Annotated in this window: 20 protein-coding genes and 1 tRNA gene; 14 read left to right on the plus strand and 7 right to left on the minus strand. The window is 58.6% G+C overall.

Translation table 11 applies throughout. From position 1 onward, the window contains the following. Nucleotides 1–451 precede the first annotated feature (451 nt). A tRNA-Gln gene (locus B2W96_RS09545) sits at nucleotides 452–525 on the minus strand. A 140-nt stretch (nucleotides 526–665) separates the two neighbouring features. Between B2W96_RS09545 and B2W96_RS09550 the strand changes: the two genes are divergently transcribed. The 3 genes from B2W96_RS09550 to xdh all read left to right on the plus strand — a co-directional run bounded on the left by B2W96_RS09550 (nucleotide 666) and on the right by xdh (nucleotide 4,362). Continuing rightward, on the plus strand, nucleotides 666–845 hold the full coding sequence (locus B2W96_RS09550) for a hypothetical protein (protein WP_293010060.1): 180 nt from the start codon (nucleotides 666–668) through the stop codon (nucleotides 843–845). Nucleotides 846–1,026: 181 nt separating this feature from the next. Then, nucleotides 1,027–1,656, plus strand: a complete 630-nt coding sequence (locus B2W96_RS09555; protein WP_293010061.1) for a thiamine diphosphokinase — start codon at nucleotides 1,027–1,029, stop codon at nucleotides 1,654–1,656. Nucleotides 1,657–1,812: 156 nt separating this feature from the next. Further along, on the plus strand, nucleotides 1,813–4,362 hold the full coding sequence (gene xdh / locus B2W96_RS09560) for a selenium-dependent xanthine dehydrogenase (protein WP_293010062.1): 2,550 nt from the start codon (nucleotides 1,813–1,815) through the stop codon (nucleotides 4,360–4,362). Between the two features lie 40 nt (nucleotides 4,363–4,402). On the opposite strand, the gene crcB is transcribed toward xdh, so the two are convergent. Together crcB and B2W96_RS09570 are read right to left on the minus strand one after the other, a co-directional pair. Continuing rightward, nucleotides 4,403–4,768 carry a fluoride efflux transporter CrcB gene (gene crcB / locus B2W96_RS09565; RefSeq protein WP_293010063.1) on the minus strand — a complete coding sequence of 122 codons (366 nt, stop codon included), beginning with the start codon at nucleotides 4,766–4,768 and terminating at the stop codon, nucleotides 4,403–4,405. After that, the gene (locus B2W96_RS09570; protein ID WP_293010064.1) at nucleotides 4,765–5,361 is read right to left on the minus strand and encodes a nucleotidyltransferase family protein; all 597 of its coding nucleotides are present in this window, start codon (nucleotides 5,359–5,361) and stop codon (nucleotides 4,765–4,767) included. Before B2W96_RS09570 ends, crcB begins: the two co-directional genes overlap by 4 nt. A gap of 115 nt (nucleotides 5,362–5,476) precedes the next feature. Here B2W96_RS09570 and xdhA point away from each other — a divergent pair, with 115 nt between their 5' ends. The 7 genes from xdhA (at nucleotide 5,477) to B2W96_RS09605 (ending at nucleotide 13,071) form a co-directional block, all read left to right on the plus strand. Beyond that, nucleotides 5,477–7,771, plus strand: a complete 2,295-nt coding sequence (gene xdhA, locus B2W96_RS09575; RefSeq protein ID WP_293010065.1) for a xanthine dehydrogenase subunit XdhA — start codon at nucleotides 5,477–5,479, stop codon at nucleotides 7,769–7,771. A gap of 15 nt (nucleotides 7,772–7,786) precedes the next feature. Beyond that, a complete protein-coding gene (gene xdhB, locus B2W96_RS09580) occupies nucleotides 7,787–8,668 on the plus strand; it encodes a xanthine dehydrogenase subunit XdhB (RefSeq protein ID WP_293010066.1) in 882 nt (293 codons plus the stop codon). After that, nucleotides 8,668–9,180 carry a xanthine dehydrogenase subunit XdhC gene (xdhC, locus tag B2W96_RS09585; protein WP_293010067.1) on the plus strand — a complete coding sequence of 171 codons (513 nt, stop codon included), beginning with the start codon at nucleotides 8,668–8,670 and terminating at the stop codon, nucleotides 9,178–9,180. Before xdhB ends, xdhC begins: the two co-directional genes overlap by 1 nt. Nucleotides 9,181–9,223: 43 nt before the next feature. Beyond that, nucleotides 9,224–9,835 (plus strand): AAA family ATPase, encoded by a 612-nt coding sequence (locus B2W96_RS09590; protein WP_293010068.1) that lies wholly within the window; start codon nucleotides 9,224–9,226, stop codon nucleotides 9,833–9,835. Between the two features lie 396 nt (nucleotides 9,836–10,231). Beyond that, complete coding sequence (locus B2W96_RS09595; RefSeq protein WP_293010069.1) at nucleotides 10,232–12,472, plus strand: heavy metal translocating P-type ATPase; 2,241 nt, start codon at nucleotides 10,232–10,234, stop codon at nucleotides 12,470–12,472. Between the two features lie 13 nt (nucleotides 12,473–12,485). Beyond that, nucleotides 12,486–12,812 (plus strand): metal-sensing transcriptional repressor, encoded by a 327-nt coding sequence (locus B2W96_RS09600; RefSeq protein WP_293010070.1) that lies wholly within the window; start codon nucleotides 12,486–12,488, stop codon nucleotides 12,810–12,812. Nucleotides 12,813–12,873: 61 nt separating this feature from the next. Then, on the plus strand, nucleotides 12,874–13,071 hold the full coding sequence (locus B2W96_RS09605) for a heavy-metal-associated domain-containing protein (protein WP_293010071.1): 198 nt from the start codon (nucleotides 12,874–12,876) through the stop codon (nucleotides 13,069–13,071). A 139-nt stretch (nucleotides 13,072–13,210) separates the two neighbouring features. On the opposite strand, the gene B2W96_RS09610 is transcribed toward B2W96_RS09605, so the two are convergent. After that, the gene (locus B2W96_RS09610; protein ID WP_293010072.1) at nucleotides 13,211–14,584 is read right to left on the minus strand and encodes a S1C family serine protease; all 1,374 of its coding nucleotides are present in this window, start codon (nucleotides 14,582–14,584) and stop codon (nucleotides 13,211–13,213) included. Between the two features lie 214 nt (nucleotides 14,585–14,798). Between B2W96_RS09610 and B2W96_RS09615 the strand changes: the two genes are divergently transcribed. Genes B2W96_RS09615 through B2W96_RS09625 form a run of 3 tightly spaced genes read left to right on the plus strand, consistent with a single transcriptional unit; the run spans nucleotide 14,799 to nucleotide 18,586 of the window. Then, the gene (locus tag B2W96_RS09615) at nucleotides 14,799–16,385 is read left to right on the plus strand and encodes an NAD(P)/FAD-dependent oxidoreductase (RefSeq protein ID WP_293010073.1); all 1,587 of its coding nucleotides are present in this window, start codon (nucleotides 14,799–14,801) and stop codon (nucleotides 16,383–16,385) included. Nucleotides 16,386–16,443: 58 nt separating this feature from the next. Then, on the plus strand, nucleotides 16,444–17,406 hold the full coding sequence (locus B2W96_RS09620) for a D-2-hydroxyacid dehydrogenase (protein WP_293010074.1): 963 nt from the start codon (nucleotides 16,444–16,446) through the stop codon (nucleotides 17,404–17,406). 1 nt (nucleotide 17,407) lies between these two features. Continuing rightward, nucleotides 17,408–18,586, plus strand: a complete 1,179-nt coding sequence (locus B2W96_RS09625) for an iron-containing alcohol dehydrogenase (protein ID WP_293010075.1) — start codon at nucleotides 17,408–17,410, stop codon at nucleotides 18,584–18,586. Nucleotides 18,587–18,667: 81 nt separating this feature from the next. On the opposite strand, the gene proS is transcribed toward B2W96_RS09625, so the two are convergent. From proS to B2W96_RS09640, 3 genes are all read right to left on the minus strand, one after another. Next, complete coding sequence (gene proS / locus B2W96_RS09630) at nucleotides 18,668–20,107, minus strand: proline--tRNA ligase (protein WP_293010076.1); 1,440 nt, start codon at nucleotides 20,105–20,107, stop codon at nucleotides 18,668–18,670. Nucleotides 20,108–20,222: 115 nt separating this feature from the next. After that, nucleotides 20,223–21,587: an MATE family efflux transporter gene (locus tag B2W96_RS09635; RefSeq protein ID WP_293010077.1), complete on the minus strand. Its 1,365-nt coding sequence runs from the start codon at nucleotides 21,585–21,587 to the stop codon at nucleotides 20,223–20,225. A gap of 133 nt (nucleotides 21,588–21,720) precedes the next feature. Further along, entirely contained in the window at nucleotides 21,721–22,674 is a 954-nt protein-coding gene (locus B2W96_RS09640) for a LysR family transcriptional regulator (protein ID WP_293010078.1), read from the minus strand. 320 nt (nucleotides 22,675–22,994) lie between these two features. Between B2W96_RS09640 and megL the strand changes: the two genes are divergently transcribed. Next, a complete protein-coding gene (gene megL, locus B2W96_RS09645) occupies nucleotides 22,995–24,191 on the plus strand; it encodes a methionine gamma-lyase (RefSeq protein WP_293010079.1) in 1,197 nt (398 codons plus the stop codon). The last annotated feature ends 79 nt before the right edge of the window (nucleotides 24,192–24,270 follow it).

Genomic DNA, 24,270 nt, shown 5'->3' on the forward strand with positions numbered 1-24,270 from the left:
GCAAAACTCTTGACGCTACCTCTTATTCTGGACTGAGCATAAACATTCTCCATAGGCATCTTGTTTTTTTATCTTATTTGTGTAAACGACCTATTTGGCTGCGTGATAAGTCATGAGTAACGGATAAGCCAAAACCACTCGCCCAACAAGGGCGAGTGGTTTTCTTTACCTTATTATTTGATCAGTTCTTTCTATCGCTGGCATCCACCGAAAGACGTACCAAAGACATCATTGCATATTCCATTATTCATGTTGGTTCTAAATTAATCCAAGTGCATACCATTGATTTAACTCACGACTAATTCGTTTAAATGAGTGCAGCAAATTTGCAACATTAAAATAAGATGCAAACAGGCTCAAACGGGAATAATAAAAAGCAGAGTGCAGTCCTAAACAGCACAAAAAAACTCTTGGAACCACTGTAATTCAATGGTTCCAAGAGTTTTTCTTTTGGCAGCGGGTGAAGGATTCGAACCCTCACAGACGGAGTCAGAGTCCGGCGTGCTACCATTACACAAACCCGCTATCTGCCGTCCGCAGTACAAGCAATCTGTGCAGCGAACAGATATTATTATACAAAAAATTCCGGAGTTGTCAACCCTTTTTTTCAAAAAATACCTTGAATACTTTTTCCACCCGGTCACAAACTAGCAAAGGGTGATTTTATGAGCAAAAAACAGCGGCCCGACCGTTCCGTCAGGCACGCGCCCGCCCTGCGCCTAGAGCCGGAAAAGCGGCTTTGCCCGGCCTTTGACCCGACAAGCATCGCGCTCTTCCCCGTGGCCAGTCGGGGCGAGATGGGCGTGCGGGTAGTGGACAATTTCTGCGAAGAACACATTATGTAATACCTGCCCGCGCCCAAAAAGCGGAATTTTCCCGAAAAACCCCGGCTCTGCTTTCGGCGGAGCCGGGGTCTGTTTGCCAGACCCCTGTTTGTCAATTGGTGCAAATTATGCTATAATCTGCCAAAACCCGGCAGGCAAATCCTTTGCCCGCCCGGAATCGGGAGAAACAGAGGAAGTACCTATGAAACGCTGTTTTATTTTCGCCGCAGGCAGCTTTTACGGCCTGCGGGAGCGCCCTGCCCCCGGCGACTTTATCATTGCCGCCGACGCGGGTTATCTTCTGTGCCAAAAGCTTGGCATCGCACCGAACCTTGTGCTTGGAGACTTTGACTCCATGGAGGAGCCGTCGGGCGTGGCTGTACACCGGTCCCCGGTGGAAAAAGACGACACCGACGCCATGCTGGCTCTGAAAACCGGGCTTGAAAAGGGCTGCGACGCGTTTTATCTCTACGGATTTACCGGCGGGAAACGACTGGACCACACTCTGGCAAACCTCCAATCCCTTCTGTTTCTTCGGCGCAAAGGGGCCCGGGGGTGGCTGTACGGCGACGATTTCCTCTGGACAGCCATTGAAAACGAGTCCCTCACCATTCAAAAAGAGATGGAGTGGGGCCTGTTTTCCGCGTTCTGCTTGGGGGATCGGGCGGAGGGTGTGGACGAGGCGGGGTTTCAATATCCCCTGAGTAATGCCGTGCTCACGCCGGAATTTCCGCTGGGCGTCAGCAATCATTTTCTTGAGTCCGAGGCTGTGATCTCAGTCCGCCGGGGTGCGCTGCTGGTGGGCTGGGAGTTGGCCCATCACAACTCGTGATACTATAAGTGGTATAACGAACTGCATAAACAAAGATTGCACCGGACAAAAAGGTATTGTATAATTGCCTCAAAGGTTGACCTTTCAGGAATGAAAGTGCAGCTCATTGATAGCCGTGGGACCGGGGCGGGCACGGAGCTGAAGGAGGAGTACACGATGGCAACATTTACCGTAAACGGCAAAGCTGTAACCGTGCCGAACAACCAAAAGCTCATCCGTTTCCTGCGGGACGAGCTGCATCTGACTTCCGTAAAGGACGGGTGCAGCGAGGGCGCATGCGGCACCTGCACGGTGCTGGTGGACGGAAAGCCCACCAAGGCCTGCATTCCCCAGACCGACAAGCTGGAGGGGAAAAACATCGTAACGGTGGAGGGCCTGAGCGAATTTGAAAAGGACGCGTTTGCCTATGCCTTTGGCACGGCGGGGGCCGTGCAGTGCGGATTCTGCATCCCGGGCATGGTGATTTCGGCCAAGGCGCTGATAGACGGCAACCCCAGCCCCACCCGGGAGGAGGCGGCATTTGCCATCCGCAACAACATCTGCCGGTGCACCGGGTATGTAAAGATTATCGACGGGATCCTGCTGGCGGCGGAGGTGCTCCGCGCCGGAGAAATTCCCGCGCCGCCTGAGGACTGGGGCCTTGGCGCCCGGGTCCCCCGTGTCGACGTACGGGAAAAGGTGACGGGTACGGGGCTGTACCCCGACGATGTGTATCTGGACGGAATGATTTACGCCAGCGCGGTGCGCAGCGCCTATCCCCGGGCGCGAGTGCTGGCCATCCATACGGAAGAAGCCAAGGCCCTTCCCGGTGTGGTGGGCATTTTCACGGCGGAAGATATCCCCGGAAATAACAAAGTGGGCCACCTTGTAAGGGACTGGGACACTATGATCGCCGTGGGCGACATCACGCATTATCTGGGGGACGCCATCTGCGTGGTAGCCGCCGAGACACAGGAAATTCTGGCGCAGGCAAAGGCGCTGGTGCAGGTGGACTATGAGGAACTTCCCATGGTCCGCAGCCCCAGAGACGCTATGCTGACCGACGCGCCGCTGGTTCACAAAAGCGGCAATCTTCTCACCCACAAGCACATTCAGCGGGGCAACCCGGCGGAGGCCATTGCCAAATCAAAGCATATCTTGACCCAGCGCTTTTCAACGCCGTGGACAGAGCACGCGTTTTTGGAACCGGAGTGCGCCGTCTCTTTCCCCGAGAGGGACGGCGTAACCGTCTGGTCCACGGATCAGGGCGCGTACGACACCCAGCATGAGATTTTGGGGATGCTGGGCCTGCCCGCCGAAAAGGTGAAGGTGAAAAACCTGCTGGTGGGCGGCGGCTTCGGCGGCAAGGAGGACGTAAGCGTCCAGCACCACGCGGCGCTGGTGGCATATCTTACTAAGCGCCCGGTAAAAGTGAAGTTCTCCCGGGCGGAGAGTCTTCTCATCCACCCCAAGCGCCACCCCATGGAGATGGAGTTTTCCATGGGCTGCGACGAAAACGGAATCATTCAGGGCGTGGCGGCGGAGGTCATCGCGGACACCGGGGCCTATGCTTCTTTGGGCGGGCCGGTGCTGGAACGAGCCTGTACCCACGCCTCCGGACCCTATAACTATCAGAATTTTGAAATCGACGGCTGGGCCTATTACACCAACAATCCCCCCGCCGGCGCGTTCCGGGGCTTCGGCGTGACCCAGACCTGCTTCTGCGTGGAAAGTCTTTTGAACCAGATGGCGGATTTGGTGGGCATCACTCCTTGGGAAATCCGCTGGCGCAACGCCATCCGCCCGGGGCAGGAGCTGCCCAACGGTCAGCTTGTGGACGAATCCACCGGCCTTGCCGAAACGCTGGAGGCGGTGAAGCCCTATTACGATTCTGCAAAATACGTGGGCATCGGCTGCGCCATGAAAAACGCCGGCGTGGGCGTGGGCATCCCCGACACCGGGCGGGTAAAACTGACGGTGACGGACGGAAAGCTCCACATTTTTGCGGGCGCATCCTGCATCGGGCAGGGACTGGGCACAGTTCTGACGCAGATGACAGTGGAAAAGACCGGCCTCAAACGGGACGACATTATTTACGAGCGTTCCAACACCTATCTTGCCCCCGACTCCGGCACCACCTCCGGTTCCCGGCAGACGCTGATTACCGGCGAGGCCTGTCTTCGTGCCTGTGACCAGCTTTGTGCGGCGCTGAATGGAAAAACGCTGGCGGATTTGGAGGGGCAGGAATTTTACGGAGAATATCTGGCGAAGACCGACCCGCTGGGCGCGGATGTTCCCAATCCTGTGAGCCACGTGGCCTACGGCTACGCCACGCAGATCTGCATTCTCAACGACGACGGAACGGTCAAGCAGATTGTGGCGGCCCACGACGTGGGCAGGGCCGTGAATCCCACCTCCGTGGAGGGGCAGATTGAGGGCGGCGTGGTGATGTCCATGGGATACGCGCTGACGGAGAAATATCCCCTTCAGGATTGCAAGCCCCTTGCCAGATACGGCACGCTGGGCCTGCTGCGCTCCAACCAGATACCCGACGTGAAGGCCCTGATTGTGGAAAAGCCGGGCCTGAACGTGGCTCTTGGCGCCATCGGCATCGGCGAAATCACCTCCATCCCCACCGCGCCCGCCATCGCCGACGCTTATTTCCGGTACGACGGGGTATTCCGCAGCAGCCTGCCGTTGGAGAATACGCCTTACGCGGAAAAATAAAGCGGCCCTCCTATGGGAGGACCGCCGGGGGCTTCCGCTTTTATTCCGGCAGGGTCCGGCTCAGGGCTTGACCCAGCCAAACCCCCAGAAGACAGCCTGTCAGGCTGAGGAATATGTACAGCGCGGCCTGTCCGCGGTTCCCCGCTGCGATGAGCTGCACCGATTCCAGCGAAAAGGTGGAGAAGGTGGTAAAGCCGCCGCACATCCCGGTCTTCAAAAAAAGCAGAAGTCGTCCGTCCATCCGGCGGCGGATTGCATAGCCGGTGAGAAATCCGATGACCACCGCACCCAAAACATTCACAAGAAGTGTTGAAACGGGAAAGCTCCCCCGCCAGGGGAGCAGCCCGATCCCATATCGGGCGACGGCCCCCAGGCCGCCGCCAAGGCCCACAACCAGAAAATTCATAGGATGCTCCCCTCTCCCAGCAAATCCTTCGCCCGGCGCAGCGCCTGCGGCGTGTCCACGTCCCACAGCTCCCCGGGGGGAACCTCCAAAAGCCGCAGCTCGTCCTCGTGGCGGCGGATCACCGCCGCGCCGCCCACGTCGCCGGAAAGCTCCATCAGCTCGGGATAGAATTTCTCGGGAAAGATGCAGGGGTTGCCCCGGACGCCGTTGTGGGAAAGAGCGGCAAGCTTCTCCGGCTCCTCACGCCAGAAATTCACCAGCGCGGCCACGGATTCCCGCCGCAGAAGCGGCTGGTCGGACACCTGAAAGCACACGGCGGTGCAATCCCGCAGCGCCGTAAGCCCCAACTGAAGGGAGCGGCTCAGCCCCAGCTCCGGCCTGTCGTTGTGCAGGGCGGAGAAGTGAAACTCCCCCGCCAGCTTCAGAACGTCCGGATACTGGGTGACCACCACCACGGAGGAAAAGCACTCCGTTGGAACCGTCTCCAAAGAGCGCAGAATCAAAGAACGTCCGTCCAGCGCGGCCTCCAGCTTATTTTTGCCAAAGCGGCTGGCATTTCCGGCGGCCAGCACCACACAGCCCGGTTTTTTCATACGGGAACCCCCAAACTTCGTTTTGGTTTTTTATATTACCCCATAGTATAGCCACTTTTCCCACGGCCAGTCAAGAGGGCGGGAACGGTTCAGAGAATAAAAAGGAGGCCAAACCATGAGCAAAAGCGTCGGCAAAAGCATCGTGCGCGTGGACGCATACGAAAAGGCCACGGGCCGTGCAAAATACATGGATGATTTGTGCGACGGCTCTGCCCTGATCGCCAAAATCAAGCACAGCTCCATCGCCCACGGATACGTGAAGTCCGTTGATATCAGCGAGGCGGAGGGCATTCCCGGCGTGGTGAAAATCTTCACCTGCTTTGACGTACCTGATATCCCCTTTCCCACCGCGGGCCACCCTTGGTCCATGGACCCCCATCATCAGGACGTGGCGGACCGGAAGCTGCTGAACCAACATGTGCGGTACTACGGAGACGACGTAGCCGCCGTGGTGGCGGAGGACGAAGTGGCGGCCATGCAGGCTATCCGGGCCATCAAGGTGGAATACGAGGAGCTTCCCTTTGTGCTGGACCCGCAGAAGGCCATGGAGCCGGACGCGCCCCAGATTCATGAAAACTACCCCGGAAACATCCTTGCCCACACCGAGATTCAACGCGGCGACTATCAGTCTGCCATTCAGGAACCGGGCCTTATCAAGGTCGAGGGCTGGTATGACACTCCCACCGTTCAGCACTGCCACATTGAAAACCACGGCTGCTTCGCCTATGAAGAGGCGGGCCGGATGGTAGTCGTTTCTTCCACCCAGATTCCCCATATTGTCCGCCGGGTGGTGGGGCAGGCCATGGGCATTCCATGGGGCAATGTCCGCATCATCAAGCCCTATATCGGCGGCGGCTTCGGCAACAAGCAGGACGCGCTGTACGAGCCCCTGTGCGCGTGGCTCAGCTCCATGGTGGGCGGGCGGCTTGTAAAGCTGGATTGCACCCGGGAGGAGACGTTTGTCTCAAACCGCGTCCGCCACGCCATCCGCACCCACATCATCTCCTGGGTCCGTCCCGACGGAACGCTTGTGGCCCGGAAGTTCGAGGCATTTTCCAATCAGGGGTCCTACGCCTCCCACGGTCACGGTGTGGTGGCCAAGGGCATGGGCGCGTTCCCCCAGCTTTACCCCTGCGACAACGTGGAGTGCGACGCATGGTCGGTGTACACCAACCGGCCCGCCGCAGGCGCCATGCGGGGTTACGGCATCCCGCAGGCCATGTTTGCCGGAGAGAGCCACATTGAAGACGTGGCAAAGGCGGTGGGCCAGAACCCCGTGGCTTACCGCCGGGCACATCTGATGCCTGTGGGGTATGTGGACGCCTTCTCCAAAAACGAGCTGTATACCGACACCTTTAATCAGTGCATGGACAAGGGCATGGCCTACATTGACTTCCAGCGCAAATACGAGGAATATAAGAACCAGACCGGTCCAATCCGCCGGGGCGTCGGCTGTGCGGTGTTCTGGTACAACACCGCCGTGTGGCCCATCTCCATGGAAAGCTCCTCCTGCCGGATGGTGCTGAATCAGGACGGGTCCCTTCAGTTCCAGACCGGAGAGACGGAGATCGGTCAGGGCTGCGACACCGCCTATTCCCAGATGGTGGCCGACGCAGTGGGCGTGCCTGTGGGAAACGTCCACGTCGTCTCTACGCAGGACACCGACATCACCCCCTTCGGTACGGGCGCCTACGCTTCCCGGCAAACCTATATCGGCGGCTTTTCCATCATGCAGACCGGCCTTGCTCTGCGGAAGCGGATTTTGGATATCGCCCATGAGCAAACCCGCATGCCGATTTCCAATCTTGATTTGGCAGACGGCAATATTGTCCGCAAATCTGACGGGCGGATTCTGAAAACCTTGGGAGACGTGGCGATGGAAGCGCTGTACTCCGTGAACGACAGCCACCACATCACCGCCGAAACCACCGCCAGCATCCGCAGCAACGCCTATTCCTTCGGCTGCTCCTTTGCCGAGGTGGAGGTGGATATCCCCATGTGCAAAGTGAAGCTTTTGGAGCTGGTGAACGTCCACGACTGCGGAACCCTCATCAACCCCCAGCTTGCGGAGGCGCAGGTCCACGGCGGCATGTCCATGGCCATTGGCTACGGATTGTCAGAAGAGCTGAAATTTGACGAGAAGACGGGAAAGCCCCTGAACGACAACCTGCTGGACTATAAGCTGTCCACTTTCCTGGACCATCCCCATCTGGAGGGGCAGTTTGTGGAAAACGCGGAGCCTACCTCCCCTTATGGAACCAAGGCGCTGGGCGAACCCCCCGCCTGCTCCGGCGCACCGGCCATCCGCAACGCCATTTTGAACGCCACCGGCGTATCCATTGACCGCTGCCCCATCACGCCCCATGTGCTGTACGCGGAGTTCCGCGCGGCGGGGCTGATTCAGGACTGAGAGGAGGAAGACGATATGTATGACATGAAAGCCCTTTACGAGGCAACGACCGTGGAAGAGGCCGTCTCTCTCCGCATGGAGCATCCGCAGGCCCAGATCATCGCCGGCGGGTCCGACGTGCTGGTCCAGATGCGGGAGGGAAAGCGGGCCGGTGCGGAGCTGATTTCCATCTACGGCATTGATGCTCTGCGGGGCGTTTGTCTGGAAGAGGACGCCACGCTGCGCATTGGCTCCCTCACCAGCTTTTCCCACATTACCAAGCATCCCCTGATTCAGCAATACATTAACGTGCTGGGTCAGGCGGTGGATCAGGTAGGCGGCCCGCAAATTCGCAACATCGGCACCATCGGAGGAAACACCTGCAACGGCGTGACCTCGGCCGACTCCGCCGCCACGCTGTTCGCCTGGGACGCAGTCATTGAGCTCACAGGACCGAAAGGGGTTCGTCGGCTTCCCATTCAGGAATTTTATATCAAGGCCGGTAAGGTGGACATCCGGGAGGGCGAACTTCAAACCGCCGTCCTGATTCCCCGGGAGAGTTATGAAAACGCCTATGGCCATTATATCAAATACGCCATGCGCAACGCCATGGACATTGCAACGCTTGGTACCTCTGTAAACGTGCGGCTGTCTGCCGACAAAAAGACCGTGGAGCGGGCACGGGTGGCCTTCGGCGTGGCAGGTCCTATTCCCCTGCGGGCCGAAACAGCGGAGAAAACCGCAAATGGTCAGCCGGTATCCGGGGAATTGGCCGAGCGGTTTGCTCAGGCGGTGAAAGAGGACATCAACCCCAGAGACAGTTGGCGCGCCAGCCGGGATTTCCGGCTGCACATTGCCGTGGAAAGCGCCAAGCGGGGATTTATTGAAAGCGTTCGGCTGGCGGGAGGTGCGCTGTGATGGAAAAGCATGCGATGCAGTATAAACCCGTCCGTTTCACCCTCAACGGCAAAGAGGTCGAGCGAGTGGTGGACACACGGGCATCCTTGACGGATATGCTCCGCAACGATTTCCGCATGACCTCAGTGAAGAAAGGCTGCGAGGTGGGAGAGTGCGGCGCGTGCAACGTCCTCATCGACGGCGAGGCATTCAACTCTTGTATTTACCTTGCGGTTTGGGCGGATGGCAAGTCCATCCGCACGCTGGAGGGCCTGCTGGGTCCCAACGGCGAGCTGGCCGACATTCAGCAGGCCTTTGTGGACGAAGCCGCCATTCAATGCGGCTTCTGCTCCCCGGGCTTCATTCTCACCGCCGTGGAGATTCTGGAAACCGGCGAGGAATATACGGACGACCAGTTGCGTAAGCTGCTTTCGGGCCATCTGTGCCGCTGCACGGGGTATGAAAATATCCTGCGGGCAGTGAAAAAGACGATGTACCGCAGGCTGGGAAAACCCATGTCTGAAGAAAACTGACCCAACCGGCCAAGCGTTGCCGCAAGAGAGGGGAATCACTTTTATGAGAACCGTCGTCACCATCGGCCGCCAGCTTGGCAGCGGGGGCCGGGAAATTGGCCTGCGCCTTGCAAAAAAGCTGGGAATCCCCTTCTATGACAAAGAGCTGCTGCGCAAAGCGGCGGAAGAGAGCGGCCTGAACGAAAAACTGTTCGACAGCTTTGACGAACGCCCAAAAAGCCTGCTGTATTCCATCGCCATGGACTCCTACATGTTTGCGCTGCCGGGCGCGGGCGTCAGCGATTCGCTGGAGCAGCAGGTGTATCAGGCCACCTTTGGCGCCATCCGCCGGGCTGCGGACGACGGTCCCTGCGTCATCATCGGCCGCTGCGCGGACTATGCGCTGGAGAATCGGGACAACGTGTTGAACCTGTTTATCCACGCGCCTTTGGATCGTCGGATTGCCGTGGAGGCCCGGCGGCAGAAGCTTGAAGCAGAGCAGGCCCGCCAGCAGATTCTGCGGACGGACAAACACCGCGCCAGCTACTACGAGTATTACTCCGCCAAAAAGTGGGGCGCTGTGGACAGCTACGACTTCTGTCTGGACAGCAGCATTTTCGGGTACGAGGGCACTGTGGAGCTGATTGAAGCTTTGATTCGGATGAAGGAACGCTGATAAAACCCGCAGAAAAATTCCGCCGTCCTGAAAAGCCGTTGGCTTTGCTTGCGGGCGCAGGATGCGGGCATTAAAAAGGCCGGAGCAAATTGCTCCGGCCTTTTTTGCATTTGGGAAACCTACACACAGGAAGCAACCCCGTCCCATAGCAAGCAGCCCAACGACCATGCCCATTCCGTGACCAACTGACCGCGCCGCCCGAAAGCGTCCCCGGCAAGCAGCCTTTTCCCCAAATTTCCGCAAAGCGGGTGAACTGCTTTATTTCGGGGCAGACTGCGCATAGAAAGTTCCTCAAAAACAAAAAACGCCCTTGACACATACCCCTACAGGGTATATGATGAGGGTGTAAAAAATACCCCCAAGGGGTATATTCCCCAACAGAGAAAGGAGCCAATTATGCGCAAGGAAGCTTATAATATCATCGGGATGCACTGCGCAGCGTGCAGCTCGTCCGTGGAAAGGGTGACCCGGAAGCTGCCGGGAGTTTCCCGCAGCGAGGTAAATCTCACCACGGGTGTGATGTCCATTGAATACGACGAGAGCCAAACCGCGCCGGAGGACATCGTCAAAAAAGTGGAAAAGGCGGGCTTTGGCTGCAAACCCAAGGAAGAGCACGGGCAGACCAAGCCGAAGGAAGAGATTGACGAAGGCGCGCTGGAGCTTCAGCGCACCAAGCGAAACCTTATCGGAGCAATCGTCACTACGGTGATTTTGCTGTATGTATCCATGGGACAGATGCTGCCCACTCCCCTGCCCCTGCCGGACATTCTGTCCATGAAAACCCATCCGGTGAACTACGCAATCACGCAGATTCTTCTCACCATCCCGGTGCTGTGGTTCGGGCGGAGCTATATGATCAGCGGTCTGAAAGCCCTGTGGCACCGCAATCCCAATATGGATTCTCTGGTGGCCATCGGCAGCAGTTGTTCGTTTTTGTACTCCCTTGCCATGACCTACCTGATTTCCGACGTTCCCCACCACGTCCATCACCTCTACTATGAGTCCGCGGCGGTGGTGCTGACCCTGATCATGGTGGGTAAATTCTTAGAGAGCCGCAATGTGCAGAAGACCAAGGGTGCGATTACCCGACTGATGGATCTGCGTCCCGATGTGGCGATTATGGCGGAGAACGGCACAGAAGTGCCCACCGCCTCCCTGAAGGCCGGAGACCTAATTCTCGTAAAGCCCGGCGCAAAAATCGCCGCCGACGGCACCGTAACTAAGGGTGAGAGCAGCGTCAACGAGGCTATGCTCACCGGCGAGAGCCTGCCTGTTGAAAAGGCGGAGGGCAGCTCCGTCATCGGTGGCAGCATCAACGGCGACGGGGTGCTGTACGTCTCCGTGACCCGGGTAGGCGAGGATTCCACCCTCTCCAAAATCATTCGCTTCGTGGAGGATGCACAGGGGAAAAAGGCTCCCATCTCCCGCGTGGCGGACAAGGTGGCGGGTGTATTTGTCCCGGTGGTTATCGTAATTGCAATATTGGCCGCCGCCACATGGCTCATCGCGGGGCAGGACTTCCCCTTTGCCCTGCGGGTGTTCACCACCGTGCTGGTCATCGCCTGCCCCTGCGCCTTGGGCCTTGCCACCCCCACCGCCATCATGGTGGGAACCGGCCTTGGCGCTTCCAACGGCATTTTGATCCGCAGCGGCGAGGCGCTGGAAATTACTCACAAGACCTCCGCCGTGGTGCTGGATAAAACCGGCACCGTTACCGAGGGAAAGCCTGCGGTGACGGAGATTCTTCCCCTCGGCATAGAGGAAAATCAGCTTTTGGCGCTGGCGGCGGGCGTAGAGTCCGTGTCTCAGCACCCCTTGGCCTCCGCCATCGTGGAAGAAGCCAAGCACCGGGAGCTGCCCGCGCTGGAAGCGCCGGAGAAATTTGAAAACCTGTCGGGCCGGGGCCTGCGGGCCGAGACGGCCCACGGTACCGTCCTTGCGGGCAACCGCAGGCTGATGGAGGAGTCCGGCGTGGACCTGACGGCACTGGAAGCAGACGCGGCGCGGCTGTCCGCGCAAGCGCAGACGCCCATGTACTTTGCAAAAGACGGCTCTCTGCTGGGCCTGATTTCCGTGGCAGACCGGGTGAAGCCCTCCAGCGCCGAGGCCATTGCCGCCCTCAAGGCCCAAAACATCCGCACGGTGCTCCTCACCGGCGACAACCGTGCCGCCGCCGAGGTCATCGCTGCCCAGGTGGGCGTGGACGAGGTGGTGGCGGAGGTTCTGCCGGAGGAGAAGGCCGGAATCATCCGCCGCCTTCAGGAAGAGGGTCAGACCGTGATGATGGTAGGCGACGGCATCAACGATGCGCCCGCTCTTGCTCAGGCGGACATCGGCTGCGCCATCGGAAACGGCAGCGACGTAGCCATCGAGTCCGCACAGGTGATTCTCATGCGGGGCGACTTGAAAGACGTGGCCCGGGCCATCCGGCTTAGCCGCCTGACCATCCGAAACATCAAGCAAAATCTGTTTTGGGCGTTTTGCTACAACACCGTGGGCATCCCCATTGCCGCCGGCGCCCTGTATCTGAGTCACGGACTGCTGCTCACCCCCATGCTGGCGGGCGCAGCCATGTCCCTCAGCTCCATCAGCGTGGTGGGCAACGCCCTGCGGCTGGGCCGCAGGAAGCTGCTGTAAGGAGAATTTGCAAATGGAGGAAAAGAAGTGCCCCGACACCGGGGAAAACTGTATCTGCTGTACACGCCACAAGCACCGGGAGCCCGCCGAGGCGGACGCTCTGCTCCGCCGCCTGAACCGCATAGAGGGCCAGGTGCGGGGCATCCGGGGAATGGTGGAAAAAGAAGTTTACTGCACCGATATTCTCACGCAGGTTTCGGCGGTGCAGGCCGCGCTGAACGCCTTTGCCCGGGAGCTGCTGGGCAATCACGTAAAAACCTGCGTGGTGGAGGACATTCAGTCCGGACGCACCGAGGTGGTGGACGAACTGATGAACACCCTGCAAAAGCTGATGAAGTGAACGATCCGCTTTTGCGGACCGCAAGCGATAAAACAAATCAAATCATAAAAAGGAGACCTGTATGATGAAAACCATTTCCGTACCCGACATGATGTGCGAAAACTGCGTCCGCCGTATTACGGAGGCCCTAACCAAGGAACACCTGAAATTTGAGGTTTCTCTGGAGAAGAAGAATGTGACCGTGGACGGCGACGAGAACTCCGTGAAGACCGCCGTGGGCGAGCTGGAGGATTTGGGCTTTACGCCTGAAGCCGTCTAAAAAGGAACTTTATCTCTTAAGATAGAACACGGGCGCGGCCAATTGGGCCGCGCCCGTGTTGCTCTCCCCTCTAACCCGTCCGGCACGCGAAGACCGAGGGCGGAAGCAAAGCTTCCGCCCTCGGTTTATTCTGACTTGGTTAACGGTTATACCCGCCGTTAAAGAAGTAGTTGAAGAGGTCTTCCATACTGCCGTCATTGCTGTTGCTCCCATTCTGGGGTGTCTGCTGTGTCTCCTCCTGCTGGGAGGATTGGGCTTCCTCGCTGTCGGCGGGTACGCTGTCCCATGTGATTTCCACTGTCTGATACCCTCCCGCCCGGTAGATGGTAAAGGTAGAGGTATCTCCGGCGGAATAGGTCTTTTTCAAAGCAACCAGGTCCTCCGAGGTGGCAATGTCGGTATCGTCCACCTTGGTAATCACGTCGCCCATTTTCAGTCCCGCCTTGTCGGCGGCGCTACCTGCCTCCACGGAGTAGACAAACACACCCTTGGTCACATCATAGCGGTACTGCGCGGCCATCTGGGCGGTCATAGTGCCCTGATTGATGCCGAGATAGGGCTTGTTGGTGACATAGCCGTTGGTCATGATGTCCTGAATCATAGCCAGCACGTCGTTCATGGGGATGGCAAAGCCCAGACCCTCCACGGATTGGCTGGAATAAGAGGAATACTTGGCGGACACGATGCCCACCACCTCGCCGTACTGGTTGAACAGGGGGCCCCCGGAGTTGCCGGGATTGATGGACGCGTCGGTCTGAATCATGTTAAAGGGAGTGCCGTCCACATTGATGGCCCGGTTCACGCTGGAAACCATCCCGCCGCTCATGGAGAAGGTGAGGTCGCCCAGCGGGTTGCCCACCGCCAGCACATGGTCGCCCACGTTCAGCGTATCGCTGTCGCCCATGGTCACGGGCTGGAGCGCCGAAGCGTCAATTTTCAAAACCGCAATGTCATACTGCTGGTCGCTGCCGATGATCTTCGCGTCATAGGTGTCGCCGTTGTAGAGTGTCACCTTCACGGTGTTGGCGTTGGCCACCACATGCTGGTTGGTGACGAGATAGCCGTCGGCGGTCAGGACAAAGCCGGACCCCGCGGAGGCTGTCTCCACGCTCTGCCCAAAGTAATTGGTCCCGGAACTTCCTGTGGTGCTGATGGAAACCACGGAGTTGACATTGGCGGCATAAACCTCCGCGTCGGTCATGGCGTTCTTTCCGTCCACTGCCTTGACGGAGACGGTGGCGGCAGTGCGGTTGGACATGTACACATCGGTGGAATTTCCGCCGCTGGAACCGCTCCACACGGCCACCCCAGCCCCCGCCGCGCCGCCAAGTAAGGCGCAGCTCAGGGCCAAAGCCACAATTTTCGCACCGCCCCGGCTCTTTTTTGCCTTTTTCCCGGAGCCCTCGTCCCAGCTCTCCCGGTACGGGGCGTCCACTGCGATCCGGGCGTCTCCCGGCTCGCTGCCGTCTTTGCGATAAGTGTAATGATACAGATTCTTTTCGTCGTTATACATGATAATTTCCTCCTGACGTATATTTCCCGTCGTCTCCTGCCTGTCTTATGAAACAAGTGTCACAAAGAGACATGTCATACATATGAACGGGATATAAAAAATTTTTAAAGCATCAACAGGCGATCCGCCGCGCTTTTGCGGCACTTCTTTCTTGCACCTTTGAGGGAAGTATAGTATGCTTAGCTTAAAACAGTATGAAAGGACGCAGAAAAGTTTGCTGAAAATAGAAGGACTGAAACAGAGGCCCGGACGGAGCCTTAGAGAACTGGTGCGGGAAGCCGCCCGCATTCTGCGCGTCGGCGAGCACGAAATCAAAAGCATCCACATCCTGCGCCGCAGCGTGGACGCTCGGGAAGACCCGGAGCTGGTTTACACCGTGGCTGTGGAGACAGCAGAGGAAGACAAGCTCCTGCGCCGCAGCCGCAATGCAAAAGTATCCCGCTATATCCCCTCCCCCGCGTATGTCCTGCCGGAGCCCATGTCGCCGTCGGCGACTCCGCCAGTGGTGGTGGGCGCGGGACCGGCAGGCCTGTTTGCCGCACTGCTGCTGGCCCGGGCGGGCCTGCGGCCCATTTTGCTGGAGCGCGGCAAGCCTGTGGAACAGCGGCAGGAGGACGTGGAGCGATTTTTTCAAACCGGATCGCTGGACCTCCAGTCCAATATTCAGTTCGGCGAGGGCGGCGCGGGCGCTTTTTCCGACGGAAAGCTGAACACCGGTACAAAGGATGTCCGCCACCGCTTCATTCTGGAAGAACTGGTTCGCTTTGGCGCACCGGAGGATATTTTAATCGACGCAAAACCTCATGTTGGCACGGATATGCTCCACATTGTTCTCAAAAATCTGCGGCAGGAGCTGCTGGGCCTTGGGGCAGATCTTCGGTTTGCATCCCGGCTGACGGGTCTGCGAACAGAAAACGGCGTCCTGTCCGGCGTTAGCGTGGAGGGCCCGGACGGCGCGTATTCCCTTCCCTGCGCCCAGCTTCTTCTGGCAATCGGCCACTCCGCCCGTGACACCTTTGAAGCGCTCCTTGCCTCGCAGATTCCCATGGAGGCAAAGCCCTTTGCCGTAGGTGTGCGCATTGAGCATTTACAGGCGGATATGGATGGAGTACAATATAAAAAGTATGCAGGCCATCCGGGTCTTCCCGTGTCCTCCTACAAGCTCTCCTGCCATTTGCCGGAGGGACGGGGCGTTTTCTCCTTCTGCGTCTGCCCCGGCGGGCAGGTGGTGGCCGCCGCGTCGGAGGAAGGGCGGTTAGTTACCAACGGCATGAGCCGCTTTGCCCGAGACGGGGAAAACATCAACGGCGGATTGCTTGTCAGCGTCACACCGGAGGATTTCGGCGCGGACGGTCCCCTTGCGGGCGTGGAATTTCAGCGCAGGCTGGAAGAATCCGCCTTTACCGCAGGCGGGAGTGGATACCTTGCCCCGGCCCAGCGGGTGGAGGATTTTCTGGAAAACCGCCCTTCGCAAGGCCCCGGCCGAGTGAAGCCCTCCTACCGCCCCGGCGTGAAATGGACAAACCTGCGGGAGTGCCTTCCCGCCTTCGTGTGCGACGCGCTGGCCCAGGCACTGCCCCTTCTTGACCGGAAGCTTCCGGGCTTTGCCGCAGGCGACGCGGTTTTAACCGCCGTGGAGAGCCGCAGCTCATCCCCCGTGCGCATCCTGCGGGACGAGACGCTTCAAAGCCCCCTGCGGGGCCTGTACCCCTGCGGTGAGGGGGCGGGATATGCCGGCGGAATCCTCTCTGCCGCAGCGGACGGACTTCGCTGCGCTGAAAAAATGATTGAAGCGCTGTAACAGCGCCCCTCATAAACTAAGAACCCTTTACACTGTAACTTTTCAAGGAGGAATGAAAATGAGCCGTATTATCTGTGTTGTCAATGAATTCATCACCGAAGCCCACAAGCGGCAAATTGACGCCGTGGCTGAAAAGCACGGCTTCTCCGCCCGCTATTACCTCACTAAGGAGGACGCCGCCGGTCATCTTGAAGACTGCGAGGTGCTGTTTGGGCACTGGCGTTCCCTGCTGGCGGAGGCTCCGGGCCTGAAGTGGTACTGCTGCTCCTACGCGGGCGTGGACCCCTATCAGCCGCCGTTTCAGTTTCCGGAGGGCGTGCTGCTCACCAACTCCTCCGGGGCCTACGGCGTGACCATCGCGGAACATATTCTGATGGTAACACTGATGCTCCAGCGAAAAATGCCGGACTATACCCGCATCATCCGGGAGCGGGACTGGACCAACGACCTGTCCATCCGCTCCATTCAGGGAAGCCGCATTACCATGCTTGGCACGGGCGATATCGGCACCACCTTTGCAAAGCGCGCCAAGGCGCTTCAGCCTGCCAGCATCACCGGCGTGAACCGCAGCGGGCGCAGCCCCGACGGGGTATTCGACCGAGTGGTTCCCATGACGCAGGTGGACTCCATTCTTCCCGAGACGGACATTCTGGTGATGGCCATGCCCTCCACGCCGGAAACTATTGGCTTTATGACAAAAGAGCGCATCTCTCTGCTTTCCTCCAGCGCCATTTTGGTAAATGTGGGCCGCGGCTCTGCCATTGACCAGGAGGCCCTGATGGACGCTTTGAATACCGGGAAGCTTGCCGGCGCGGCTCTGGACGTGATGACGCCGGAGCCTCTGCCTGCGGACCATCCCCTGTGGGACACTAAAAATTTGCTGCTGACGCCCCATGTGGCGGGCAACATGACGCTGGGCTACACCTGCGATATGACGGTATCCCTGTTCTGCGAGGATTTGGAAAATTATGCGGCGGGCAAGCCCCTCGTCCGTCTTGTAGACCTGTCGAAAGGATATTGATATGGAAAACTTTGCATTCTACTCCCCCACCCTGTTTGCTTTTGGCGACGGAGAAGCCCGGCGCTCCGGAGAATTGGTTCGCCAGTTCGGCGGACACAAGGTTCTGCTGGTAATCGGCGGCGGCTCCGTGAAGCGGAACGGGTCCTACGATGCGGTGACGGCCTCGTTAAAGGAAGCTGGAATTCCTTTCAGCGAGCTGTCGGGTATTCAGGCCAACCCCCGCAGTGGGAAGGTCTATGAGGGCATCGAACTCTGCCGCAGGGAGGAGTGCGACTTTTTGCTGGCCATTGGCGGCGGTTCCGTCATCGACACGGCAAAGGCCATTTCCATGGGCGTACCCTACGACGGGGACTTCTGGGACATCTTTGCCGGAAAGCACCCCATTGAAACCATTTTGCCCGTGGGCGTGGTGCTGACCATCGCGGCGGCTGGGTCCGAGGGATCGGATAGCTGCGTCATCACGCTGGAGGAGGGCAACCTGAAATGGGGCTGCCCGAAAACGGACGTGATCCGGCCCAAATTTGCCATTTTGGACCCCAGCTATACTTGCTCTCTCCCAGCCTATCAAACTGCCAGCGGCGTGACGGACATGCTGGCCCACATTATGGAGCGGTACTTCACCAACACCAAAGACGTGGACATAACCGACCGGCTGGGCGAAGCGCTGATGAAAACGATTATCGCCGCCGCGCCCAAGGCCCTTGAAAACCCGGGCGACTATGCCGCACGGGCGGACCTCATGTGGGCAGGAATGCTGGCCCACAACAATCTCTGTGGCACGGGCCGCGCACAGGACTGGGCCAGCCACCAGATTGAACATGAGCTTTCCGCGCTTTACGACTGCGCCCACGGCGCGGGCCTTGCGGTGGTCATGCCTGCGTGGATGGAGTACGTCCTGCCCCACGATGTAAACCGGTTTGCCCAGTTTGCCGTCCGGGTTTGGGACTGCGAAATGGATTTTGCCCATCCCGAGGTGACCGCGAGAGCGGGCATTGCCCGGTTCCGGGCCTTTTTGAAGTCCATCGGAATGCCCCTCACCCTGTCTGAGATCGGCGCGAAGGCGGAGGACATCCCCGCTATGACCGCCCGCCACGGGGAAAAGCCCGGCGGCTTCCCCCTCGGCGGATTTGTGAAGATCGGCCCTGAAGAAATGACCTCCATTTTGCATCTGGCAGAATAAGCCCTTTTACAAGAACGGCCCCCATTGCGTAAAACGCAATGGGAGCCGTTTATTTTTATGAATCGATGGAACGCCTGCCCGTCAATAGGCCACGCCCCAGAAAATATCGGTTTTGCAGGTCTTGCCGCACACGGGGCACACGCCCTCCGTCCCGGACTGGACCAGAGGCATGCAGCGGGAGGTAACGCCCGCCTGCTCCTTCATCGCCACCTCGCAAGCCTCGTCGCCGCACCATTTAGAGCGGAGGAAGCCGCCCTTACCCTCGGCAATGGTCTTTGCCTCGGCGGGGGTCTTGATATCAAAGGTGTTGTCCTCCCTGTTTTTCAGGGCCATGGCATACATATTGTCGTGAATTCCGTCCAGCAGCTTTTTCGCCGCCGTCTCCAACTCCGCAAGAGGAATAAAGACTTTCTCTCCCGTGTCTCGCCGGGCGGCGACGCACTGACCCTTTTCAATGTCCTTAGGCCCGATTTCAATCCGCAGGGGCACGCCCTTCATCTCATACTCGGCAAACTTCCAGCCGGGGGAGTTGTCGGAATCGTCAAGCTTTACCCGAATCCCCGCGTCCGCAAGACGCGCGCGCAGCGCCTCCGCCGCTTCCAGCACACCCTCCTTATGCATAGCCACCGGAATGACCACCGCCTGAATGGGAGCCACCTTGGGCGGCAGCACCAAACCGTTGTCGTCTCCGTGGGTCATGATCAACCCGCCGATAATGCGGGTGGACAGGCCCCAGGACGTCTCGAAAGGATTGGTGAGCCGGTTGTTTTTATCAGTGAAAGTGATATCAAAGGCTTTGGCAAAGCCGTCTCCGAAATAGTGGCTGGTGCCGCCCTGAAGCGCCTTGTGGTCGTGCATCATGCACTCGATGGTATAGGTGGATTCTGCCCCGGCAAACTTCTCCTTCTCCGTTTTCTGGCCACGGATGACCGGCATGGCCAGCGCGTCTTCGCAGAAGGAGGCATAGCACTCAAGCTGACGCTCCGTCTCCTCCACGGCCTCCTCAGCCGTGGCGTGGAGGGTGTGCCCCTCCTGCCACAAAAACTCCCGGTGGCGCAGGAAGGGGCGTGAGGTCTTCTCCCACCGCAGCACGCTGCACCACTGGTTGTAAAGCATAGGCAAGTCCCGCCAGGAATGGACTACCCGGCTCCAGTGGTCGCAGAACAGCGTCTCGGAGGTGGGGCGGATGCACAGCTTTTCCTCCAGCTTCTCGCTTCCGCCCATGGTGACCCACGCGCACTCCGGTGCAAAGCCGGAAACGTGGTCTTTTTCCTTTTGCAGCAGCGACTCGGGAATCAGCATAGGCATGGAGACGTTGGTATGTCCCGTCTTCTTAAATTCCCCGTCCAAAATGCGCTGAATGTTCTCCCAGATGGCGTACCCGTATGGCCGCAGGACGAACATTCCCTTCGTGCTGGTATAGTCGATCAGCTCCGCCTTTTTGCACACATCGGTGTACCACTGGGCGAAATCCGTGTCCCGGGACGTGATGGCGTCCACCTGTCTCTTGTCCTGTGCCATGTTCTTCATTCCTTTATATTTGTAATAATTGCAACCGCGTGTTGCATTTTCACCGAATTCTTATTGTATCCAGTCCGGAGGAAATTGTCAACTGCTTCCCGGCAAACGTCAAACGTCACGCCCCGGCTGCTTCTTCCGCCCGCTTCATCTGCCCCAGCACACGAAGCATCAGCGGCACCGCCACAGCAAAGGTCAGCACGTCGGCCAGCGGCTGCGCCAGCATCACGCCCCAAAGCTCCATCAGACGGGGCAGCAGCAGCACCGCAGGGATGAAAAACACCCCCTGCCGCGCCCCGGCCAGAAGAGTGGCAGGGCCCGTGTCTCCAATGGTTTGCAGCGTCATGTTGCTGAACACCACCCAGCCTGTCAGCGGGAAGGTGGCGCACTGGAGCCGCAAGGCCCGCGCCCCCACGGCCACCACCTCGGGATCGTTTCGGAACAGGGCGATCAATTCCGGCGCAAAGATGATTCCCAGCGCACCCATCACCGTCAAAAAACCGGTGCCCCACTTTACGCAAAACCAAAAGCCCTGCCGCACCCGGTGATAGAGCTTTGCTCCGTAGTTAAACCCGCACACAGGCTGAAAGCCCTGCCCAAAGCCAATCAATGCGGAGCCGCCAAACACCATCACGCGGGTCACCACCGCCATGGCGGCAATCACCGCGTCGCCGTAGCCCCGGGCCGCCCGGTTCAAGCTCACCACTGCAAGACTGATCAGCCCCTGCCGTATCAGGGACGGCAATCCGCCTCTTGCAATTTCCCGCAGGTAAAACAGCCTGAGTTTGGCCTGAGAAAAGCGGGGCCTCAGGTTACCGCCCCGTCCGCTCTGCCACAGCAGCAGGCAGAACCCGGCAAACTGACTCAATACCGTTGCCAGCGCCGCCCCCGCCACGCCCATATCCAGCACGAAGATGAACACGGGGTCCAGAATGACGTTCAGCACGGCCCCGGAGGCGATGCCCACCATGCCGTAAGCCGCGCTGCCTTGAAAGCGAAGCTGATTGTTCAGCACCAGAGACGCTGTCATCCACGGCGCGCCGATTAAAATGATGCGCATATAGTCCTTTGCGTAGGGCAGGATGGTGGGCGTGGCCCCCAAAAAATCCGCCAGCGGCGTGAGGAACACCTCTCCCAGCAGGCAGAGCACCCCGCCCGCCAGCAGCGACAGGACAAACCCCGTGGAGGACATCCTGTGGGCCTCCTCCCCATTCTGTGCCCCCAGCTTTCGGGAGATATAGTTTCCCGAGCCGTGTCCGAAGAAAAAGCCCACGGCCTGAATCACCGCCATCAGGGAAAACACCACGCCCACCGCCGCCGTGGCGCTGTTGCTGCCCAGCTTTCCCACAAAATAGGTGTCCGCCATGTTGTAAATCGCCGTCACCAGCATACTGACGATGCAGGGTACGGCCAGCTCGCCAATCAACCGGCCCACAGGCTCCGTGGTCATCCGGTGAAATTTTTCCTCCTGTCGTTCCTCCACGTTCTGTTCCTCCTGTTTTTTACTTGCGGGACCTTCCCCTCATCCGTTTTTCTTGCCCCGCCGCCTGAGAAGCGCCTCCGTCCTTTGTCGGCGTGGGTTCTCTGAAAGCCCTCAGGGGCAATTCTCCGGTGGCCTATCCCCGGCGGGCCTGAAGGTCACGGGTATAGCTTGCGGCGTCTGCCGCCGATTCCGCCAGCAAACGCAGAAACGCCTCTGCCTGCGCCGTTGTCTTGGTGTTTTTTGCCCGAATCCAGCCAAGGCGCACACATCCACGCCCTTCCAACGGAACGGAAATCACCCGTTCGTCGCTTAATCCTGCGGTGAGAAGCCCGCTTCCGGTGGTAAACGCGTCGGTTTGGGCCAGCACCTCCATCATTGCCGTACGGCTGTTGACGCACACGGTTTTGGCGGGCTTTTTGTCGGTAAGAAGCTGATATTCCTCGGAAAAATCTGCCGCCGCGCCCTGATCGTGCTCAAAGCAGGCGTAGGGATATTCGAGAAGCTTTGTCTCGGTCATGCCTTCGCAGGCGGTAAGCGGATGGTCTCGGCGCAGATAAACGCAGGGCGGCACCGCCGCGAGCTCGTGAAACTCCACATCCTGATCGTCCATCCGCCGGCGGATAATTTTTTCCGTCAAATCTGAGAGGAAAATCACCCCCACGTCCGCCCGGTGTTCGCACACATCCTGAATCACCGCGTCCATCCCCGTTTCCCGGATGGAAAGACTGTACCCCGGCGGGTCCATAGCCTTCAGCAGGCGCAAAAAAGCGTCCTCCGCAAAGGGATAGCGCTGGGTGGACACAGCAAAGCGCACGGGAGCGGGTGCAAACCGGGCGCCGGTATACAGGCGTTCAATCCGCCGCTTCTGCTCCATCAGAGAGACGGCGTGGGTGACAAATTCCTCGCCCTCCGGCGTAAATTCCACACCCCGGTTGCTGCGGCTGAAAAACTGAATGCCCAGCTCCTCCTCCAGCTCCCGGATGGCGGCGGAGATTCCGGACTGGGAGAGAAACAGCTTTTGGGCGGCCTTGTTGATAGACCCGCATCTGCTGACCTCCACCACATAAGAGAGCTGCCGGAATGTCATAAGACTCCCTCCTCTTCAATTGGCTTGCTCCCTTTAGTATAAAAATTTTCGGTAACCTTGTCAATTCATTATCGAAAAAACTGGCAACTGATTTTCGGAAATACGCGCTAACGCCTTTTCCCAAAATCTGCTATATTGTTGTTAAGGAATATAAAAAAAATTTTCACTTTAGAAAATATATAGCTATATTTCACAATTTCTATGCAAATTTGTCGTCTTTGCGGGGCGGCTGCCGATTTCCTCCGTCCCGCTGCAACAGAGCGCTTTTTTGTCCGCCGCCAGCTTGCCCGCTCTGCGGGCCGTCAGAAAGGATGGTAATTATGAAGCATGAACAGAAGCTCGGTTTTTCCACCCGCCAGATTCACACGGGGAAGGAAGTAAACAGCGCAGGTTCCCTCTGCGCGCCCATCTATCAAACCTCTACCTTTTCCTTCACCTCCGTGGAGCAGGGCGGAGCCCGGTTTGCCGGAAACGAAAGCGGCTACATATACACCCGCCTGGGCAACCCCTCCCTGACGCAGGTGGAGGCAAAGCTGGCCTCCTTGGAAGGAGGTGAGGCGGCGCTTGCCGCTGCTTCCGGCATGGGGGCCATCACCACCGCCCTGTGGACCTCCGTTGTGGCGGGGGACGAGATTCTGGCGGATGAGACGCTGTACGGCTGTACCTATGCCCTATTAAGCCATGGGATGCCCAAATTCGGGGTTCATGTGACCCTCACCGACTTGAGTCACCCCGAAAACCTGAAAAAGCACCTGACCCGCAATACAAAGGTGGTCTATTTTGAAACGCCCTGCAACCCCACCATGAAGGTCATCGATATTGCCGAAATCGCCCGGATTGCCCATGAATTCAACCCCTCCATTCGGGTCATCGTGGACAACACCTTCTGCTCTCCCTATCTCCAGCGCCCGCTGGAATTGGGGGCTGACGTGGTGGTTCACAGCGCCACCAAATACATTAACGGCCATGGCGATGTGATTGCGGGCTTCGTGGTGGGCAGCGCGGACTTTATCGGCCAATGCCGGATGTTTGGGCTGAAGGACATGACCGGCGCGGTCATGAGTCCCTTCGATGCATTTTTAATCAACCGGGGCCTGAAAACCCTCAGCCTGCGCATGGAGCGCCACTGTGCAAACGCCGCGAAGGTGGCGGAGTTCCTTCAGAGCCATCCCGCGGTGTCAAAGGTCTATTATCCCGGTTTGGAGGATTTTGATGGTCGTGAAATTGCCCAAAAGCAGATGAAGCTGCCTGGCGGCATGATGGCTTTTGAACTGAAGGCTGATCGCGCCGCCACCGCCGCCGCATTGAACCGATTGGAACTGTGCGTCATCGCCGTATCGCTGGGGGACGCGGAGACGCTGGTAGAGCACCCCGCCTCCATGACCCACTCCACCTATACCCCCGAGGAGTTGAAATCCGCCGGAATCAGCGAGGGGCTGGTCCGCATCAGCGTTGGTTTGGAGGACCCGGAGGACATCATCGCGGATTTCAAGGCCGCGCTGGATACCCTCCTCTGAGATTAGCGCAGATAAACCGCCAACAGGGCTTTTTTAGGCGGTATTGCTCCGCACACGACAAAAGGAACTGCAAACATAC

It is taken from the genome of Oscillibacter sp. UBA6647 (assembly GCA_002455655.1).
In the GTDB taxonomy this organism is placed as follows: domain Bacteria; phylum Bacillota; class Clostridia; order Oscillospirales; family Oscillospiraceae; genus Oscillibacter.

What these genes read in the sequence shown, in the direction of transcription:
- B2W96_RS09550 (WP_293010060.1), top strand. Translation starts at nt 666, where the DNA reads ATGAGCAAAAAACAGCGGCCCGACCGTTCCGTCAGGCACGCGCCCGCC.
- B2W96_RS09555 (WP_293010061.1), top strand. Translation starts at nt 1,027, where the DNA reads ATGAAACGCTGTTTTATTTTCGCCGCAGGCAGCTTTTACGGCCTGCGG.
- xdh (WP_293010062.1), top strand. Translation starts at nt 1,813, where the DNA reads ATGGCAACATTTACCGTAAACGGCAAAGCTGTAACCGTGCCGAACAAC.
- crcB (WP_293010063.1), bottom strand. Translation starts at nt 4,768, where the DNA reads ATGAATTTTCTGGTTGTGGGCCTTGGCGGCGGCCTGGGGGCCGTCGCC.
- B2W96_RS09570 (WP_293010064.1), bottom strand. Translation starts at nt 5,361, where the DNA reads ATGAAAAAACCGGGCTGTGTGGTGCTGGCCGCCGGAAATGCCAGCCGC.
- xdhA (WP_293010065.1), top strand. Translation starts at nt 5,477, where the DNA reads ATGAGCAAAAGCGTCGGCAAAAGCATCGTGCGCGTGGACGCATACGAA.
- xdhB (WP_293010066.1), top strand. Translation starts at nt 7,787, where the DNA reads ATGTATGACATGAAAGCCCTTTACGAGGCAACGACCGTGGAAGAGGCC.
- xdhC (WP_293010067.1), top strand. Translation starts at nt 8,668, where the DNA reads ATGGAAAAGCATGCGATGCAGTATAAACCCGTCCGTTTCACCCTCAAC.
- B2W96_RS09590 (WP_293010068.1), top strand. Translation starts at nt 9,224, where the DNA reads ATGAGAACCGTCGTCACCATCGGCCGCCAGCTTGGCAGCGGGGGCCGG.
- B2W96_RS09595 (WP_293010069.1), top strand. Translation starts at nt 10,232, where the DNA reads ATGCGCAAGGAAGCTTATAATATCATCGGGATGCACTGCGCAGCGTGC.
- B2W96_RS09600 (WP_293010070.1), top strand. Translation starts at nt 12,486, where the DNA reads ATGGAGGAAAAGAAGTGCCCCGACACCGGGGAAAACTGTATCTGCTGT.
- B2W96_RS09605 (WP_293010071.1), top strand. Translation starts at nt 12,874, where the DNA reads ATGATGAAAACCATTTCCGTACCCGACATGATGTGCGAAAACTGCGTC.
- B2W96_RS09610 (WP_293010072.1), bottom strand. Translation starts at nt 14,584, where the DNA reads ATGTATAACGACGAAAAGAATCTGTATCATTACACTTATCGCAAAGAC.
- B2W96_RS09620 (WP_293010074.1), top strand. Translation starts at nt 16,444, where the DNA reads ATGAGCCGTATTATCTGTGTTGTCAATGAATTCATCACCGAAGCCCAC.
- B2W96_RS09625 (WP_293010075.1), top strand. Translation starts at nt 17,408, where the DNA reads ATGGAAAACTTTGCATTCTACTCCCCCACCCTGTTTGCTTTTGGCGAC.
- proS (WP_293010076.1), bottom strand. Translation starts at nt 20,107, where the DNA reads ATGGCACAGGACAAGAGACAGGTGGACGCCATCACGTCCCGGGACACG.
- B2W96_RS09640 (WP_293010078.1), bottom strand. Translation starts at nt 22,674, where the DNA reads ATGACATTCCGGCAGCTCTCTTATGTGGTGGAGGTCAGCAGATGCGGG.
- megL (WP_293010079.1), top strand. Translation starts at nt 22,995, where the DNA reads ATGAAGCATGAACAGAAGCTCGGTTTTTCCACCCGCCAGATTCACACG.